Genomic DNA, 16,937 nt, shown 5'->3' with positions numbered 1-16,937 from the left:
CGGAATCGCCGGTTGGGGAGGCGCTAGTCTTCTTGTTGGGCAGTGGTGTTTCGACTGCGCAGTCTTTTGTAACTAAGGTTGATGTGCATCCAGCGAATATAGCCTACGGCCTGGATATCGCCGCTCAGCAGGGCATCGAGCACTTCTTCCATTTCCCGGTGGAAAACCCGGACTTCTTCCCGCAGGCTTGATTGGGGAATGGAGTGCACCCAGATCCGGGATGTCAGGAAGTAAAGATTTTCACATATTTCCTTGAGGGGTTCATTGTCAGTGATCTGCAGGAGTTCCTGAAAAAAAGCGGCATTGATGCGGGCGTAGTCGGTTACGCAGGGCTCGTCTGGTAGAGCGAGCAGTTTGGCGATGAGCGGCTTCACCGCCGTTGCAATTTTTTGGCTGTCCGCCGTGGGTGACAGTCGAGCCAGGAGCAGAGAAAGCTCTTTGCGCAGTTCATAGGTCTGAAACAGGGTTTTATCCTGTATCTCGGTTACAATGGTTCCGACGCCATGTTGAGCCTGTACAAGACCGCGCATTTCAAGCCCGGCAAGAACCCGGCGAATAGGCGTTCGGCTCACCCCGAATTCATTGGCGAGCTCGATCTCACCCAAGCGGGTTCCCGGAGGATAGATCAGGAAGCAGATCCGATTGCGGAGCTCTTCAAAGATGGCCTGGGATCGTCCATTGGCTGTTGTGGAGCCTCCCGTTTTCTGTATGTCCATTTTCTGACTCCGTAACTAGTGTAATGACTGTTTCAGTTTTTCCAGCATTTCCCAATCCGCATCGCATTGGGCTGCGATAGCATAGTGGGGAGACATTGCCTGGTACAGCATGTTCAGTCTTTGATAAAAAGCTTGCGGGGAACCGATGCGAGGCATTCGGCAGGGCCGGTCTCGCGTATCGCGATTGTCTCGGTGATCTCCAGCCCCCAATCTGACATCCACAAGCCCGGCATAAAATGAAACGTCATGCCGGGTTCCAGAATGCTATCGTCATCTTCACGTAATGATATTGTCCGCTCGCCCCAGTCAGGGGGGTAGGACAGGCCAGTCGGATAGCCCACGCGTCCCTGCCGATCTATTCCCGCTTTGCGCAATTCGTTCTTGAGTGCCTTTGCAATATCCGAGGCGCGGTTTCCTGCCTTTGCCGCTTCCAGTCCGGCTTCCAGCCCTGTGATCAGGGCTTGTTCTGCGTTGATCAAGTGGGCTGGTGGCTTGCCAAGAAATACCGTTCTGGACATGGGGGAATGGTAGCGGCGGTAGCAGCCTGATATTTCGAAAAAAGTGGCTTCACCAGTGGCGAACTCCTTGCCATTCCATGTGAGGTGTGGCGCTGATGCATCTGCGCCACTGGGAAGCAGGGGAACTATGGCGGGGTAGTCCCCCCAGAGGTCGTCTACCCCATCAATCGCATCGGCGTAAATCTGTGCGACCAGTTTGTTTTTGGGGATGCCTGGTTCCACGCGTTCTACGATATTGCCAATAATTTTTTCGGTAATACGCGCGGCGTTGCGCATAAAGCCGAGTTCTTCGGATGATTTTACCGTTCGGCACCAGTTGACCATTCCTGTGGTGTCAACCAGTTCGATGCCGGGGAGAGACTGGCGCAAGCTGTCGAGTGCCTTGCCTGAAAAGTAATAGTTGTCCATTTCAACACCTAGGCGCCCACGAAGCAAATCAAGGTCACTTAACTTCCGGGCGAGATCCTGCATTGGATGGCAGGTGGTTGATTGTACGAAGGCTTCCCCGTAGGCAATCACACAGCCGTCTTCCATCCAGACAGTGCGCAGCGCTCCATTTGCGTCCTGCGCACGTCCCCACCATATCGGATCATCGCTCAGGGAAAGGATAACTCCCTGATGGACATAGAATGACCAGCCATCGTAGCCGGTAAGCCAGGCCATATTGGAGGGATCGCTTACAAGAAGTGTCTCGATTCCCGCAGCCAGCATTTTTGAACGGCACTTTGATATTCGTCTGTCGTACTCGTTTTTGCTGAAGGGAAGATCCTTTGATTTCAACATTTAGTGCTCCGAAATGCATAATCTTAGATGTATACATATAATTGTAAAGTTCACTTTAAACAACATAATATGATCGAAAATTGTCAATTATGGTTATTTTATTTGTTGACATGTTCCTGTTTTGATATTGTTGTATACAAATTAATAACAACAAAAATGTCCGTGAACAGTGAGGATCAAGCTATGAAAAGTAATTTCCTGAAGTCTTCGTTCGCAACAATTGCCGTCTTGGCAATCGGGGTTGTGTCCGCTCAGGCCGGACCACTTATGGACCGGATCGAGGCAGGTGAGACAATCCGGATTGGTTTTGCAAATGAAGTTCCCTGGGCCTATCCGGGTGAAGCCAATCAACCGCTGGGTTTTGTTAATGCGCATGTATTGGGCGTCTTGGGCAAGATGGGCTATGAAAATGTCGAGCCGGTTGTGACAGACTGGGGTGGGTTGATTCCTGGTCTCAAGGCCGGTCGCTTTGACATGATTACAGGCGGCATGTTTATCTTGAACAGCCGTTGCGAAAACGTGTCTTTCTCAGAACCGATGGCCCGGGTTTCTGACGCGTTTATTGTTCCTGCAGGCAACCCAAAAGGCATCGAGAACTACAAGGACCTGATCGAGAAGGATGCCATTATGGTGACCGGAGCAGGTTTTAATACTGTTGAAGCCGCCAGGAAAGAAGGTCTTGCTGATGCAAGCATCATGCAGGTTCCCGGACCAACCGAAATTCTGGCTGCTGTCAAGGCAGGGCGTGCCGATGCGGGCGCGGTAGCCTTCTTTACGGCAAAAGAGCTTTCTGCGAATTCTGGTGGAACACTGGATGTTACTGATCCGGGTGCCTTGCCGGAATGGACACAGAACTGGGTCGGAATTGCCTTCAATGGCGAAGATTCAGATTTCTTGACGAAATTCAACCAGGCGCAGACTGGTTATCTGGGGTCGGAAGCGATGCTTGAGGCTGTAGCCCCGTATGGTTATGACGAAAAAATCCTGCCCGGGGAAGCCACAACGGATTGGGTTTGTAATAACCGCTAAAGAACCTCCCTAAGTCTCGCGGGTGCCTGCACCCGCATTTTTTTGTGGCTTTTCAAGGAGGTGGCGCATGTCCTATTGGGAATTTCTTGTAGAACAGGGCCCACGTTTTGTTGATGGTGCCTTGATAACGGCGGTGCAGTTTGCCCTTGCGGCCGTATTGGCAATTGCGATCGCGCTGCTTGCCGGCTTGATGAAACTCTCGTCGAACCCTTTGATCAAAGGGAGCGCAGTCATTTACATCGAATTGTTTCGCGGTACGTCATTGCTGGTTCAGCTTTACTGGATCTTTTTTGTGCTTCCTCTGTTTGGACTGACGCTTGAGAAATTTACCGCCGGTTTTGTCGCTGTTGGCATGAACCTGGGGGCCTATGGTGCCGAACTGGTCCGGGGAGGGATACAATCTGTACCCAGAGGACAGTGGGAAGCGGCCTATTCCCTGTCCATGTCACCGGCCAAACGCATGTGGCGGATCATTCTGCCACAGGCTCTTTTGAATATGCTGCCGCCCTGGGGTAACCTGCTGATCGAACTGCTTAAAGGCACGGCGCTGGTTTCGCTGATCTCGGTCGCTGATCTGATGTTCGAGGCCAAGCAGATCAACGGGTCAACCTATCTGTCCGCACAGACATTCGGAACTGCACTGATCATTTATTATCTATTCGCTCGGGTGCTGGTAACGCCGTTCATGCGGTGGCTCGAACAGGTCATGTTGCGCAAGCTGGGGAGGACCGAATGATGTTTGACTGGCGCTGGGATTTTACATGGGAAATATTGCCGCGGCTGATATCAGCAACGGCGAACACGCTGCTTGCTGCAGGGGCTGGTTATGGTATCGCCATTGTACTGGGGCTTGTGTTGGCTTTGTCCCAACGCACTCCCTACAGGTTGCTCACCCTGGTCGTGCGTGAATTTGTCGAGTTCATCCGATCCACCCCTTTGGTTCTTCAGATCTTTTTTGTCTTCTTTGTCGGACCGCAGATCGGTATCCGGCTGTCGCCCTGGACATCGGGGATGATTGCTATTGGCTTGCACTATTCGGCCTATCTGTCCGAGGTTTATCGCGGTGGTCTGAACAGTGTGCCTGTGGGGCAATGGGAAGCCTGTTCCGCCCTCAGTCTTTCGACGCGCAAGACCTATTGGCGGATCATTATTCCCCAGGCTTTGCCCGCCTGTTTTGCTGGAATGGGAAATTATCTCGTTGGTATTCTCAAGGACACACCGATGTTATCGGTGATCGGCGTGGCAGAGCTGATGCATACGGCCAATGCAATCGGATCAGAAAGTTATCGTTTTCTCGAACCCTACACCCTGGTGGGGATAATTTTTCTCCTGGTATCGCTGCCCACAGCAGGGCTGGTTCGAATTTCTGAAATGTGGGTTCGCAGAAAGTTAGGGGTGTACTGATGGAAGACATGTCACGCTATCCGTTACAGCTGGAGGGGGCGGATGTCCCTATGGTCAGCTTTAAAAACGTTACCAAGGCCTATGGTTCCCTGACGGTTCTCGAGAATCTTGATCTCGATATCCGTGAGGGTGAAATGGTGTCTGTGATCGGTCCGTCAGGCTCTGGCAAGACAACTGTTCTTCGCATGTTGATGCTGGAGCGCATCCAGCAAGGAGTGATCTATGTTAACGGCAAACCGATCACGCATATGGAAAAGAACGGGGGGCTGGTTCCTGCAGATGACAAGTACCTGCGCAAGGCACGCGAACCCATCGGCATGTGTTTCCAGCATTTCAACCTTTTCCCGCACATGACGGCGCTGCAAAACTGCATGGAAGGGCCTGTGCAGGTTCTGGGAATGTCAAAAAGGGCCGCGCGCGAAAGATCCGAAGATCTGCTTGAGCTTGTAGGGATGATCGACAAGAAGGATCAACATCCCTCGCGTTTGTCTGGGGGACAACAGCAAAGAGTTGCCATTGCGCGGGCTCTGGCGATGCGACCAAAGGTAATGCTGTTTGATGAAGTGACTTCCGCGCTTGATCCCGAAGTGATTGGCGAGGTTACAAATGTGATCAAGAAGCTTGTTGCAGAACATAATCTGACGATGTTGATGGTGACCCACCAGATGGGGTTTGCCAAAGATATCTCTGACAGGGTGTGTTTCTTCTTTGGTGGAAAAATCGAGGAACAGGGGCCACCCGAACAGTTGTTTGACCACCCGCAAAAGGAACGCACGCAGCAGTTCCTGAGCGCGGTAAAGTCAGCGGACTAGAGCATGAGCATAAAGATTGAGGATATTCTGTCCGCCCAGCAGATAATTAAAGGGGTGGCAGATAATACGCCGTTTATTCCTTCTCCCTATATGACCAAATATGCGGGGCAGGAGTTCCTGATGAAAATGGAGATCATGCAGCCCATCGGTGCCTTCAAGCTGCGCGGGGCCATGAATGCGGTTGCATCTGTGCCGGGTGACGCCGCCGGGGTGACCTGCTGTTCAACGGGCAACCATGGACGCGGGGTTGCTTTTGCCGCTGCGCGTCTGGGCCTGCGTGCGATTGTCTGTATGTCGTCCCTCGTGCCCCAGGCCAAGGTTGAGGGTATTAAAGCGCTTGGTGCCGAAGTCAGGATCGTTGGCAAAAGCCAGGATGACGCGCTTGCCGAAAGCCGACGTCTGGTGGAGTTGGAAGGGTTGGTGGAGATTTCGCCCTTTGATGATCCTCATGTTATTGCCGGGCAGGGGACGATCGGTCTTGAGATTATAAATGTACGCCCGGACCTGCACAGGTTGCTTGTCCCACTTTCCGGAGGCGGTCTTGCCGCAGGTGTTGCTGCTGCTGCCAAGGCTGTTAATCCGAAGGTTCAGGTTATCGGTATCACTATGGATCGAGGGGCTGCCATGCATCACTCGATTCTGGCCGGGAAACCGATTGAGGTAGAAGAAGTTGCCAGTCTTGCAGACAGCCTGGGAGGCGGGATCGAATTGAATAATAGGCTGTCTTTTGCCATGTGCCGCGATCTCCTTGATGGAATTGTTCTGGTGAGTGAAGAGGAAATTCGCGATGCCATGCAGGTGCTGTATTTCGAAGACCGGATTATTGCGGAGGGAGCCTCCTGTGTAGGTCTGGCGGCAGTCCTATCCGGCAAGGTAAAGGCAGAGGGATCCACAGGAACAATTATCACAGGGCGCAATCTCGACATGAATATCTTTACTGCGATCATGTCCGGGCAGGACGTGTTGTTGGGGGAACGCAGGTTGAAAGGAAAACTCTATGGCGCATGAAGTCAGGATCGTCACCGAGGCAGAGTTACGTAATGTGATCACGCTTGATCTGACAGCGGTAGAGGTCGTTGAGCAGGCTTTTGCTGCTCTTGCGTCCGGGGCTGTCGTGATGCCTCCGGTTCTGTCAATGGAGCTGGCAGCAGCAAATGGTGAAGTGGATGTTAAAACCGCCTATATCCCGGGGTTCGACGGCTTTGCAATCAAGGTTAGTCCGGGTTTTTTTGACAATCCGAAACTGGGATTGCCCAGTCTGAACGGCCTGATGATCCTGTTATCAGCAAAAACCGGTCTGGTTGAGGCTGTGTTTCTGGATAATGGTTATCTGACCGATATCCGGACAGCGGCTGCGGGTGCGGTTGCCGCGCGCCATCTGGCTCCGGCTGAGGTCGAGACAGCTGGTGTGATCGGCACAGGAGTTCAGGCGCGTTTGCAGTTGCAGGCGGCACATCTCGTGCGGCCGTTTTCGCGGGCATTAATCCATGGACGGAATGCGGAACATGCGGCGCGTTGTGCTGAAGATGTGGCCCGGGTTCTCGGTATTGAGACAGAAGTCGTCGGGGATGCAGCCGCTCTGGTGGCCCAAAGCCAGCTCGTTATTACAACCACACCCGCAAGAACACCGGTAATCTCTGCTGACTGGTTGCATTCCGGACTTCATATCACAGCGATGGGATCGGATCAGCACGGCAAGAACGAAATTGACCCCAAGGCGCTTGTACTTGCAGATGCCTATGTATGTGACCGTGTCAGCCAGTGTGAAAAGATGGGGGAGCTGCGGGCGGCAATTGACGCCGGATGCTGGAGCGGAAAACAGCCAGCAGAATTGGGACAGGTTATTACCGGCGTGTCTGTGGGACGAAGTCATGAGGATGACATTACGATCTGTGATCTCACCGGAACAGGTGCTCAGGATACGGCGATTGCGACACATGTCAGAAACATTATTGGCGATGCTGGTACGTCAATAAGCGCGCGTGCATAAAGACTGGAAATACAGGATTAACTTCCGGGAATAACTGTCGGGTGAACCAAGTGGCTTTGGCCGTCCCGCGCCAGTTATAAAAGCCCCCCGAACGCAGCCGGGTTTTGACAGCGTTCGAGGGGCGGAAGCGAAGATCAGGCCAGATCGAAACGATCAGCGTTCATCACTTTGGTCCAGGCAGCAACAAAGTCCCGGACAAAATCTTCGCCTGCGTCGTCACAGGCATAGACTTCTGCCAGGGCCCGAAGTTGCGAGTTCGAACCAAAGACCAGATCGACACGGCTGCCGGTCCACTTTACTTTCCCGGTGGAACGGTCCTGCCCCTTGAACTCCTGTTCTGAGCCTGAAGTGGCTTTCCACTCAGTGTTCATGTCGAGCAGGTTGACAAAAAAATCATTGCTCAGGGTTTCAGGACGCTTGGTGAAGACACCTGTGGCGGACTGACCGACATTTGCATTCAACACACGCATGCCACCGACCAAGACAGTCATCTCTGGTGCGGTCAGTGTCAGCAGCTGGGCTTTATCAACCAGAAGCTTTTCAGCCGGAACACTGTATTCGGTTTTGAGATAGTTGCGGAAACCATCTGCAATTGGCTCAAGAACGGCGAAGGAGTCTACGTCGGTCTGTGTTTGCGAAGCGTCAGTACGACCGGGTGTGAAAGGAACAGCTATCTTGTGTCCTGCGTTCTTTGCTGCCTGTTCGACAGCAGCGCAACCGCCGAGGACGATTAGATCAGCAAGAGAAACGGCTTTCCCGCCTGACTGGGCACTGTTAAACGCTTTCTGGATCTTCTCCAGGCCCGTCAGGACCTTATTCAACTGCTTGGGTTGATTGACTTCCCAATCCTTCTGTGGCGCAAGGCGGATACGCGCCCCGTTTGCGCCGCCGCGTTTGTCGGAACCTCGGAAGGTTGAAGCTGATGCCCAGGCAGTGGCAACCAGTTCGGAGATCGAAAGACCGGAAGCGAGAATACGGGTTTTAAGGTCCGTGATTTCTGCTGCTGAGATTACCTTGTAATCAGCTTCCGGGATCGGGTCCTGCCACAGCAGTTCCTCAGCGGGTACTTCCGAGCCGAGATAGCGGGTGACCGGTCCCATGTCGCGGTGGGTCAGCTTGTACCAGGCCCGGGCAAAGGCATCAGCGAATTCTTCTGGATTGGCATGAAAATGACGTGAAATCTTCTCGTAGGCCGGGTCCATACGCATTGCCATATCGGCTGTGGTCATCATGATCGGCATTTTCTTGGTCGGGTCTTCGGGGTCTGGGGCCATATCCTCTTGTTTCAACCCTTTTGGCTGCCACTGCTGAGCACCGGCGGGACTTTTGGTCAGCTCCCATTCGTAACCGAAAAGCACATCGAAATAGCTCATGTCCCACTTCGTCGGGGTTGGTGTCCAGGCGCCTTCGATGCCGCTGGTGATGGTATCGCGTCCCTTGGCACTTTTGTAAGTTGAGAGCCAGCCCAGGCCCTGTGCCTCGATCGACGCACCCTCTGGCTCGGGGCCGACATGGGCGGGATCACCTGCGCCGTGAGCTTTGCCGAAGGTATGGCCACCAGCGGTGAGGGCGACGGTCTCGTAATCATTCATCGCCATACGGGCGAAGGTCTCGCGGATGTCGCGACCGGATTTAACCGGGTCCGGTTCACCATTTGGTCCTTCGGGATTCACATAGATCAGCCCCATCTGAACGGCAGCAAGAGGATTTTCGAGGTCCCGGTCACCGCTGTAACGCTTGTCGCCAAGCCAGTCGGTTTCTGTGCCCCAGTAGATGTCTTCTTCCGGTTCCCAGATGTCTTCGCGGCCGCCGCCGAAGCCGAAGGTTTTAAAACCCATGGATTCCAGCGCGACGTTACCAGCAAGGATCATCAGATCAGCCCAGGAGATGCTGTTGCCGTACTTCTGTTTGAGGGGCCAGAGCAAACGGCGGGCCTTATCGAGATTGCCATTGTCCGGCCAGCTGTTGAGCGGGGCAAAGCGCTGTGACCCGGACGATGAGCCACCCCGGCCATCACCCGTACGATAAGTCCCGGCGCTGTGCCAGGCCATGCGGATAAAGAGACCACCATAATGTCCATAATCAGCTGGCCACCATTCCTGGGAGTCTGTCATCAGCGTGTTAAGATCTTTCTTTAATGCAGCCAGATCAAGCTTCTTAAAAGCTTCAGAGTAGTTGAACGCCTTGCCCATGGGGTTGGACAGGGAAGAGTTCTGATGGAGAATTTTAAGATTGAGCTGGTTCGGCCACCAGTCCCGGTTCGATGTACCACCACCTGCTGAATGGCCCATAGGACACTTGCCCGCAGTGTTTCCGGTCGTTTTGCTCATAAAAAGTTCTCCTGATCTGGTGGTTGGTTTTAATCAGTCTTGGGTCAGCTTATCATTGTGTGCTGTATCAAGGCAGCTTTCTTGGAAATTTAAAATATTGGGTCTGTGGAACTGGTGTTGTTATGTCCCTGATTTTTGATCACTTGTGGTATCCCGAATTCATTAGAAGAAATTTACGTACTTAATATAATTTTGTGAAACGATATAAATTTGATATTGTGTTCGGAATTTCCGAATTATAGAAAATGATAGATGAAGCCGTTACCAAGTCTTAAGCAGCTGCAATATCTGACAGCTCTTGCCGAAACCCGACACTTTGCCCAGGCGGCTGAACGCTGTAATGTCACACCTTCGACATTCAGTGCTGGCATCCGTGATCTGGAAAACGTTCTGGGGGTTGCTGTGGCCGAGCGAACCAAGCGGACGGTTTTTGTAACCCCCATTGGACTGGAGATTGCCGAACGGGCGCGTTGTTTATTACGCGATGCAGAAGACGTTATGCGGCTGGCATCCACCCAGAAAGAACCAATGACCGGGGATATGAAACTGGGAGCGATTCCAACAGTCGGTCCCTTCATATTACCGAAGATACTGCCAGAGATCGGGGGCAGGTATCCGAAATTAAGACTGTACTTGCGCGAGGAACAAACCTCTGTTCTTCTTTCTCGTCTACGGGAAGGTGAACTTGATGTTGCTCTGATCGCACTCCCCTACGACACAGAAAATTTGGCAGTGCGTGTTTTGTTTGATGATGCTTTCCAGCTCGCCTGTCATGCCGATCATCCCTTGTCCGACCATGAAACGATTACAGACGAAGATCTGATCGATCAGCCTCTGTTCCTACTCGAAGAGGGGCATTGTCTTCGGAGCCACGCCCTGGAAGCCTGTAGCCTGAACAAGTCTCCTGTCCGGGTTCAGTTTGATGCCACGAGCCTGCAAACTCTGGTGCAAATGGTGGCCTCAGGTATTGGTGTAACGCTGTTACCCCAAATGGCAGTGGACGCCGGGATGTCTCCCACAAGGGATATTCGCCTGATCCCTCTGCAAAGACGGACAGCCCGGCAGATAGGTCTGGTGTGGAGAGCCTCATCTCCGCGAGTTGCAGAGTTTGAACTTTTGGCGGAGTTGTTCAAAAACTCTCAGCCAATTGTGTAAATAAAAAAATAACTTTCCTATGGTTGTGTGTGGGGTTTATTCCAATAATGACAAGAGGATAGCTCTTGTTGCTTAATTAGGGGTGTTTCTGTACAATAGTTACAAAATTACGACAGCTACCTCCGTAAATTTGTTTGGAAGATCAATGGATGTTCCCTTTAAATTCAGGAGTTTGTTAGCCGGTAAAAATGGCCTTTGTTTGAGTGTCGCATTTTTGCTTTTGGTAAGTTTTGTTGGTAATCCCAAGGTTACATTCTCTGAAGAAATTTCACTGGAAGAGCGGCAGCACTTCCAGGCGCAACAATTACGAAAAGCCTCTGAAATCAGGGCTCAATCGCAGCTCGGTTATGAAAATATCTATCGCGATCCCAAAGATCGTCAGATTGATTATTATGCACTGACACAACAGATTAACACTCTGTCCAACATTGTCCGTGCTCTTGCAGAGGAGCAAAATCCTCAACCCAGTACAGAATCTCCTCCACACACATTGCCACGTGCACTTAGTGTCGTCCGTTCTCAGTCTTCGTCACCTCAGTCAGGGTCTCAGGTCGGGAATGTTTACGGACCCACTGGACCGAATGAGAAAGCGGTTCGTCTGCTGCTTGAATATCAGTTGATGGTGAATGGAAATCCACGGCTGAAAGTTGGTGATATAAGTGATGAAGAGGGTTTTATTGTTGCTGATGTGATCACCGTTGATGGCTCGCTAGTTGAAAGATATCGGATTGATAAAACAACCGGGATCTGGGTACCTCAATAGCCTCTGTTTTTGGGGACGGCTGTCGGGGTCTTGGTTTGCGGTATAATAGATCAGGAAAGGCTAACAACTATGCTAGGGCTTCAGTTGCATTCCCTCTCGAAAAGCGGACTGATTTTTACGGTGGCATCTTTGTTTTGTGCCCTGTCACTGTCCCCCGTCTATTCCCAGACTTCTGCCGATACTGGTGACGAGAAAGTCATGGTTCTGACCGAACCGGTACAGGAAATTGCCGGGCCAAAACGGGTGGTGTCGGTCGGGAAATTTGATGCCATTGGCGCTTTTGAGCAGAAGTACGGAGATTGGGATATCGGGGGCGGGCTTTCCGCCATGATGACCTCGGCACTGGTTGAGTCAGGCCGCTTTATTGTTGTTGAACGTGCCAACGTTCAGCAGGTACTGGCGGAGCAGCAAATGAAGGGTCAGAATATAACCAGCCCGACAACAGGTCCGGAACTGGGCCAGGTCACCGGGCTGAATTTTTTGATCTATGGCTCGGTTACCGAATTTGGTACCGATGACCAAGGCGGTGGTTTTGGCCTTGGTGTCTCTACCGGGACAATTGGCAATCTCTTCAGCGGTGGCCTCTCCAGGCAATCAGCCTCGGGAAAGGTGGCTATGGATATCCGGCTTGTCAATGCCACGACATCCCAGGTCGAGGAGGTCTACCGGGTGTCTGAACCGATTGATAACTCCTCCTGGGACCTGTCGCTTGGCTATGAGGGCGTCAGTCTGGGCACAAACCAGTTTTACAAAACCCCGCTTGGTGAAGCCACGAGAAAAGCCATTACCCATGCTGTTCAGCTGATTGCTGCAAAAACCAATACGGTGGCCTGGACAGGGCAGGTGGTCGATTTTGACGAGGGGCAGGTTTATATCAATGCTGGCAGCAGCTCGGGTATTCAGGCCAATGACAAGTTTATGGTTGAGCGGGTTGTCAAGAGACTGACCGATCCCCAGACGGGTGAAGTCTTGATGATCCGTAAAAAAGAACTCGGACTGGTGACGGTCTCCGATGTGCTTGAAAAGGTTTCCTTTGGAGGTTTTATACCTTTGGACATTGATGCACCGCAGAGGGGAGACGTGATTGTTCTTGTCCGCTAGTGGCTCGGCTGGTGGAAGGTGGGATGAAAAGCTTGCATATGGGTTGCTTCAGATTGAGGTGATGGCGAGATAAACAATACACAGGACAAGGCTTTGTAGCAGTAGGCTACGGTGGCCAACCGCTGTCGTCGAAGTAATCCCTGTCTGGACAGGATATGGGAGATTTGGTGATGGGCGGTTTTTTACTTACAGGGACGGTATATCCCACTCTTTCGAGCTATAGGGATTATCGTATTTTCCTGTTTTTGTTGGCCCTTTTTCTGTTTCCCAAAGAATCTCGGGGGCAGGAGATTCCCTCTATCTATCAAAACCAGGGCTATAGTGTCTTTACGCCGGGGCAGGCGACGACTTATGGCGGTGGTTATGCCACTCAGGCAACGCAAGCCACCCAGGCTACCCAAGCGCGACAGGCTGAAGGGTATGTATCACCCTATAGCCCGAGTCAGCCTTACCGCCCAACCTTGCCCACCTTTAATGTTATTGAGACACCGGTCCCGACCTATAATATTCAAACCTATAATGTCCCCTCTAGTGTTTCTTCTGTCACAACAAGCGAAACAACATCGTCTACACCTGTAATAGCCGCGCCTTATCAACCGAATGTGCTGGGGATGACGGTACCAGGAACAAGCCGCACGGAAACGGTAACCGGAGGAAATACCCGGATAACCGTTGCACCGCAGCCGCCTTCCGTTAATCAGGTCAATAGGGCCCCCGAGGTGGTATCAAGTCCCTCAGCTCCTGTAATCGCGATACAGAACCCTACCGAAGAAGCTGTACCAGCGGCACCTTCTTCTGTTGCAGCTGTCTCGAGTGAAGTCTCGGCAGAAAGCTCAGAGGTTTCATCAGATGCTGGAGCTGATGCCGAAGCCGCTGCTGAGGAAGTTATCGCCGAAAGTGGCGAAGCTGCTGCGATAACCGAAGAAGGGGGGAGTGTTTCCCAAGGGAGTAACGAGGTTCATCACGAGGAAAAGAAAAAAGAACCGGGCATGACGCTTGAGCAGATCACAGCCATGCGCAAGGCTTCGGAGGAGCGGGCGAAAAGAAACCTGGTCCGGGAAGATGTCGCCCCGATCAGCAGCATTGATACGGTCCGCGAATGGTCTGGCCCAAACCTGAACAGCCTGATCAATCAGGTTGGGGAGATGGTTCGTTCAGCTGGAAATGCCTCACTGGCCATGATTGAGAATGCAACACTCGAGATTGTGGTTGATCCCAAGGATATCGAAGCGGCGGCGGACAAGGAAGACAAAGAGAACGCTGAAAAAGCGAAGAAAATAAAAGAAGAGCTGGAGAAGAAGAAAAAGCTGAAAGAGAAGCTGGAAAAAGCCAGAAAGCGGATGAAAGAAGAAATGGAGCGCCGGGAGAAAGATAAAAAATACAAGGCGCGCAGAGAAGCAGAAGAAAAGCTTGAGGAAGAGCGCAAGGAGCTTGAACGAAAGAACAAGGAGCTGAAAAGAAAAGCTGAAAAGCATGAAAAAGACGGGGAGGATCTTGAACGCGAAGATAAAAATCTGCGTGAAATTGAAGATGAGATGCGCAGGGATGGGGACCCCAATTGCCGGAGTTCAGCCTGCCAGAATATCAGGCGACTTCGCGCGGATAACCAGGCCGCAAAACATGATCACAGAAATGCGGGGACTGCTCTGCAGAAAGAAGCCAAACAATTTAACAAGGACGTCAAAGAGCATCAGAAAGCCACACAGCTGGTTGAAGATATGAAAGACCAGAAATTTGGCATGAATGATGCCGAGTTTGATAAACATAAAGCCGATAAAAAGGTAAAGCAGCTTGCTGAACAGGAAGAGCAGATCAAACGGGCCATGGCGGATCTTCGTCAAAAAGCCGAATGGCAGAAACATGGCAAAGGTATTACGGAAAATGAGGCTTCTGATTTCCGCAAGCAGATGCGGGGACTGGAAGGTTTGCTTGAACAAAATGAGTCTGCCCAGGCTGAAGCAAAGGAAGCTGTCTTCGTTGCCGAGGCCAATGCACTGGGATTGGGTGCTGAACTGGATGCTGCCCAAAAAGCCTTTGATAAAAGCCAGAAGGGCAAGGGCTTTTTGTCAGGTCCAATCGGCCCGAATGTTGGTGGGGATATTCCCAAGGAGTTCATGGATTCTTTCTATGAAGCCAAATCCATTAAAGGAATGGAACTCGGGGAGCTTGAAAAGGTCGGGGCACAGTATGATTCGGCTCTTGAGCGTCTGGATGCAGCAGAAAAGGCTTTGGCTTCGGGTGAAATTCCCAAAGGAGGATCGCCAGAAAGTTTGGCAAAGTTCGGCCAACTTGCGGATAAGCTGGATGAGGTCGAGAAGCAGATCAAAGCCGAAAATGCAGACAAGGATAGCCGCTATACTAACGAGCTGAAGGAACAACGGCGCAGGGATCAGGTCCGCTTTGACGCTCTGGAGGAAGTCAAGAAGGCCCAGCAGGCTCTCGTTGAAGCTGGTGATACCGAATATATTGATTTTGATGTCAGCGGTATGCGCTCGGAAGAAGAGATGCGACAGCAGATGAACAAGACCTTTACAGGTCCCAAGGCCCTGCGAGAAAAGGTGGCGGAAAACCGGGCCAAGCTTTTGAAGGCAACCGAGGCGTTTCATGAAGCGGATCAGAACCTGCAAAATTACAGCGATGGTTTGCGGTCAGGCGAACTTCGGGATCAGGCTGATGCGATCCGTAAAGAGATGCGGGGGCTGCTGCCAGATGTCGAGGTTGATATTTTCAGCAGGCAAGTCGGGTTATACAACACGGATGTTGCCAGTGGGCTGGCTCTGGGGCCGGACGGAAAGGTTGATCGCAAGGCATTGGCGAATAATGTTGCGGCAGTCGCCGACCAGCAGATGAAGCTGGCCAAACTTGGAACCGAACTCGATACGGTTTCGCGCAAGCTGGCTTCTTTTCAATCTCAGGGAGGACTGACAGCACAGCAGGCTCAACAGACCGAGGTACTTGCTTTTCAGCGCGATCAAATTAAAGCCCAGCAAGATCAGGTTGTTGGTAAACTGGACAGCCTCGGGGTGAAAGGTACGCTGCAGGACGGGAAATTCACCCCGACCCCGATGACACGTGGTGGGGCGATTACCTGGAACACAGCCAGAGACCAGGTCATTGATACCTTCAAGGGCATAGAAGAAAATCGCCGCAAGGTTGCCGAGGCAACAAACAAGAAGGTCAGTCTTGCTGGACTTCCTGATGAGCCGGAAAAATCCGGGACAGGTGTCGTACAGAAGCTGCTTGATAAAGATCAGAAAGAACTGAGCGGAGTTGCTGCCGGTCTTGGCGGAATTGCGGGCGCGGCTTTATCCGGTTTGACCACAACGGAAGAGAGAACAGTATCTGCGGGAGATCTGGCCAAGTCAGCTGACCAGACAGTCCGTCAGCTGACGGTTACTGAGGCACCAAAGAAAAGTGAAGCGGTTATCAAGCTGGAAAATGCCATATCTGGCCTGGATGATACGATCGAAGCCGTGGAACAGACAATGACGGCTGCCAGATCGCATAAAATTCCCGGTCTTGAAGTTGGTCTGGATCTACAAAGAGAGGCTCTCTTTACCTCAAGGGCAACCCTGGAGAAGCAGCTGGATCAGGAAAAACAACAGCTCCAGACACAGAAAAATCAGGTGGACCTTGCCAGGGTGCAAACCAGAACAAGAACTGAATCACGTAAAGCAGAGCAGCTCAAGCAGGCACTCACCAATCTGGATTTGAATATTTCGGCGATTACCTCAGTTGAGGAGGCACTTGCAGGAAGTGAGCCCCAACCGCTGTCTCAGGGTCTTTCTGCGCAAAGGCAAGCTTTGGAAGCTAGCCGTCAACAGGTGGCAAAGGCGCTGGAAAACCAAAGGACGCTCGAGAAGGAAAAGACCAAAAACAATCCACGGGGATTAAACACGATTGATCGGTTACTTGGCAGAGAGGGAGCGCCCCCGCCGGTGGAGAAACCGGACCCTGTTGTGGTAACACCCGTAAAAAACCCAGATAATGCCAAGACCAAGGAGCTGAGCACTGCTATTGCGAGCCTCAACAAGTCAATCGAGACCCTTGAAGAGACGATGGCTGCGACAGAAAACAGCAATGTTCCCGGTTTGGCAAAGTCCTTGAACGATCAGCGAGAGGTGATGTTTGCCAGTCGCGACAGTCTGGCAAAGCAGCTCGAAAGTGAGCAGGAAAAATTACGATCCCAGGCCAATAAACCTGTAGAACAAAACCCAGAGCAGGCGAGCGAACTGGTTTTGAGCGAGAACATCAAGGCCTTTGAAACCGCTGCGGCGCACTATCGCGGGATTGGTCAGAACGGCCTTGCCCAGGTGTTCGAAACGCAAAAGGCCGC

General features: G+C 52.0%; 12 protein-coding genes. 9 read left to right on the top strand and 3 right to left on the bottom strand.

From position 1 onward, the window contains the following. Positions 1 to 23: 23 nt before the first annotated feature. Entirely contained in the window at positions 24 to 716 is a 693-nt protein-coding gene (locus B152_RS0118810) for a GntR family transcriptional regulator (protein ID WP_020593994.1), read from the bottom strand. Between the two features lie 113 nt (positions 717 to 829). Next, positions 830 to 2,017 (bottom strand): M24 family metallopeptidase, encoded by a 1,188-nt coding sequence (locus B152_RS0118805; RefSeq protein ID WP_026261711.1) that lies wholly within the window; start codon positions 2,015 to 2,017, stop codon positions 830 to 832. Positions 2,018 to 2,200: 183 nt separating this feature from the next. Between B152_RS0118805 and B152_RS0118800 the strand changes: the two genes are divergently transcribed. From B152_RS0118800 to B152_RS0118775, 6 genes are all read left to right on the top strand, one after another. Continuing rightward, positions 2,201 to 3,046 (top strand): transporter substrate-binding domain-containing protein, encoded by an 846-nt coding sequence (locus tag B152_RS0118800; RefSeq protein ID WP_020593992.1) that lies wholly within the window; start codon positions 2,201 to 2,203, stop codon positions 3,044 to 3,046. A 67-nt stretch (positions 3,047 to 3,113) separates the two neighbouring features. Next, a complete protein-coding gene (gene ehuC / locus B152_RS0118795) occupies positions 3,114 to 3,782 on the top strand; it encodes an ectoine/hydroxyectoine ABC transporter permease subunit EhuC (RefSeq protein ID WP_020593991.1) in 669 nt (222 codons plus the stop codon). Further along, positions 3,779 to 4,450, top strand: a complete 672-nt coding sequence (gene ehuD, locus B152_RS0118790; protein ID WP_020593990.1) for an ectoine/hydroxyectoine ABC transporter permease subunit EhuD — start codon at positions 3,779 to 3,781, stop codon at positions 4,448 to 4,450. The genes ehuC and ehuD overlap by 4 nt, the downstream gene beginning before the upstream one ends. Then, positions 4,450 to 5,262, top strand: coding sequence for an ectoine/hydroxyectoine ABC transporter ATP-binding protein EhuA (gene ehuA, locus B152_RS0118785; protein ID WP_020593989.1), 813 nt, complete (start codon positions 4,450 to 4,452; stop codon positions 5,260 to 5,262). Before ehuD ends, ehuA begins: the two co-directional genes overlap by 1 nt. Before the next feature lie 3 nt (positions 5,263 to 5,265). After that, positions 5,266 to 6,270 carry a hydroxyectoine utilization dehydratase EutB gene (gene eutB, locus B152_RS0118780; RefSeq protein WP_020593988.1) on the top strand — a complete coding sequence of 335 codons (1,005 nt, stop codon included), beginning with the start codon at positions 5,266 to 5,268 and terminating at the stop codon, positions 6,268 to 6,270. Next, entirely contained in the window at positions 6,260 to 7,252 is a 993-nt protein-coding gene (locus B152_RS0118775) for a cyclodeaminase (RefSeq protein ID WP_020593987.1), read from the top strand. The genes eutB and B152_RS0118775 overlap by 11 nt, the downstream gene beginning before the upstream one ends. Positions 7,253 to 7,386: 134 nt before the next feature. Here the strand turns inward: B152_RS0118775 and katG are convergent, their stop codons facing one another. After that, on the bottom strand, positions 7,387 to 9,582 hold the full coding sequence (katG, locus tag B152_RS0118770; RefSeq protein ID WP_020593986.1) for a catalase/peroxidase HPI: 2,196 nt from the start codon (positions 9,580 to 9,582) through the stop codon (positions 7,387 to 7,389). Positions 9,583 to 9,834: 252 nt separating this feature from the next. Between katG and B152_RS24350 the strand changes: the two genes are divergently transcribed. The 3 genes from B152_RS24350 (at position 9,835) to B152_RS0118755 (ending at position 12,601) form a co-directional block, all read left to right on the top strand. Then, the gene (locus B152_RS24350) at positions 9,835 to 10,737 is read left to right on the top strand and encodes a hydrogen peroxide-inducible genes activator (RefSeq protein WP_020593985.1); all 903 of its coding nucleotides are present in this window, start codon (positions 9,835 to 9,837) and stop codon (positions 10,735 to 10,737) included. A 145-nt stretch (positions 10,738 to 10,882) separates the two neighbouring features. Continuing rightward, positions 10,883 to 11,500 (top strand): hypothetical protein, encoded by a 618-nt coding sequence (locus tag B152_RS0118760; protein WP_157231171.1) that lies wholly within the window; start codon positions 10,883 to 10,885, stop codon positions 11,498 to 11,500. A 69-nt stretch (positions 11,501 to 11,569) separates the two neighbouring features. After that, on the top strand, positions 11,570 to 12,601 hold the full coding sequence (locus tag B152_RS0118755) for a CsgG/HfaB family protein (RefSeq protein WP_020593983.1): 1,032 nt from the start codon (positions 11,570 to 11,572) through the stop codon (positions 12,599 to 12,601). Positions 12,602 to 16,937 lie beyond the last annotated feature (4,336 nt).

The organism is Kiloniella laminariae DSM 19542, from assembly GCF_000374005.1.
GTDB classification, from domain to species: Bacteria; Pseudomonadota; Alphaproteobacteria; order Kiloniellales; family Kiloniellaceae; genus Kiloniella; species Kiloniella laminariae.
Note: the sequence above shows the minus strand (reverse complement) of the source record. Positions and strands in the feature narration are given on the sequence as shown.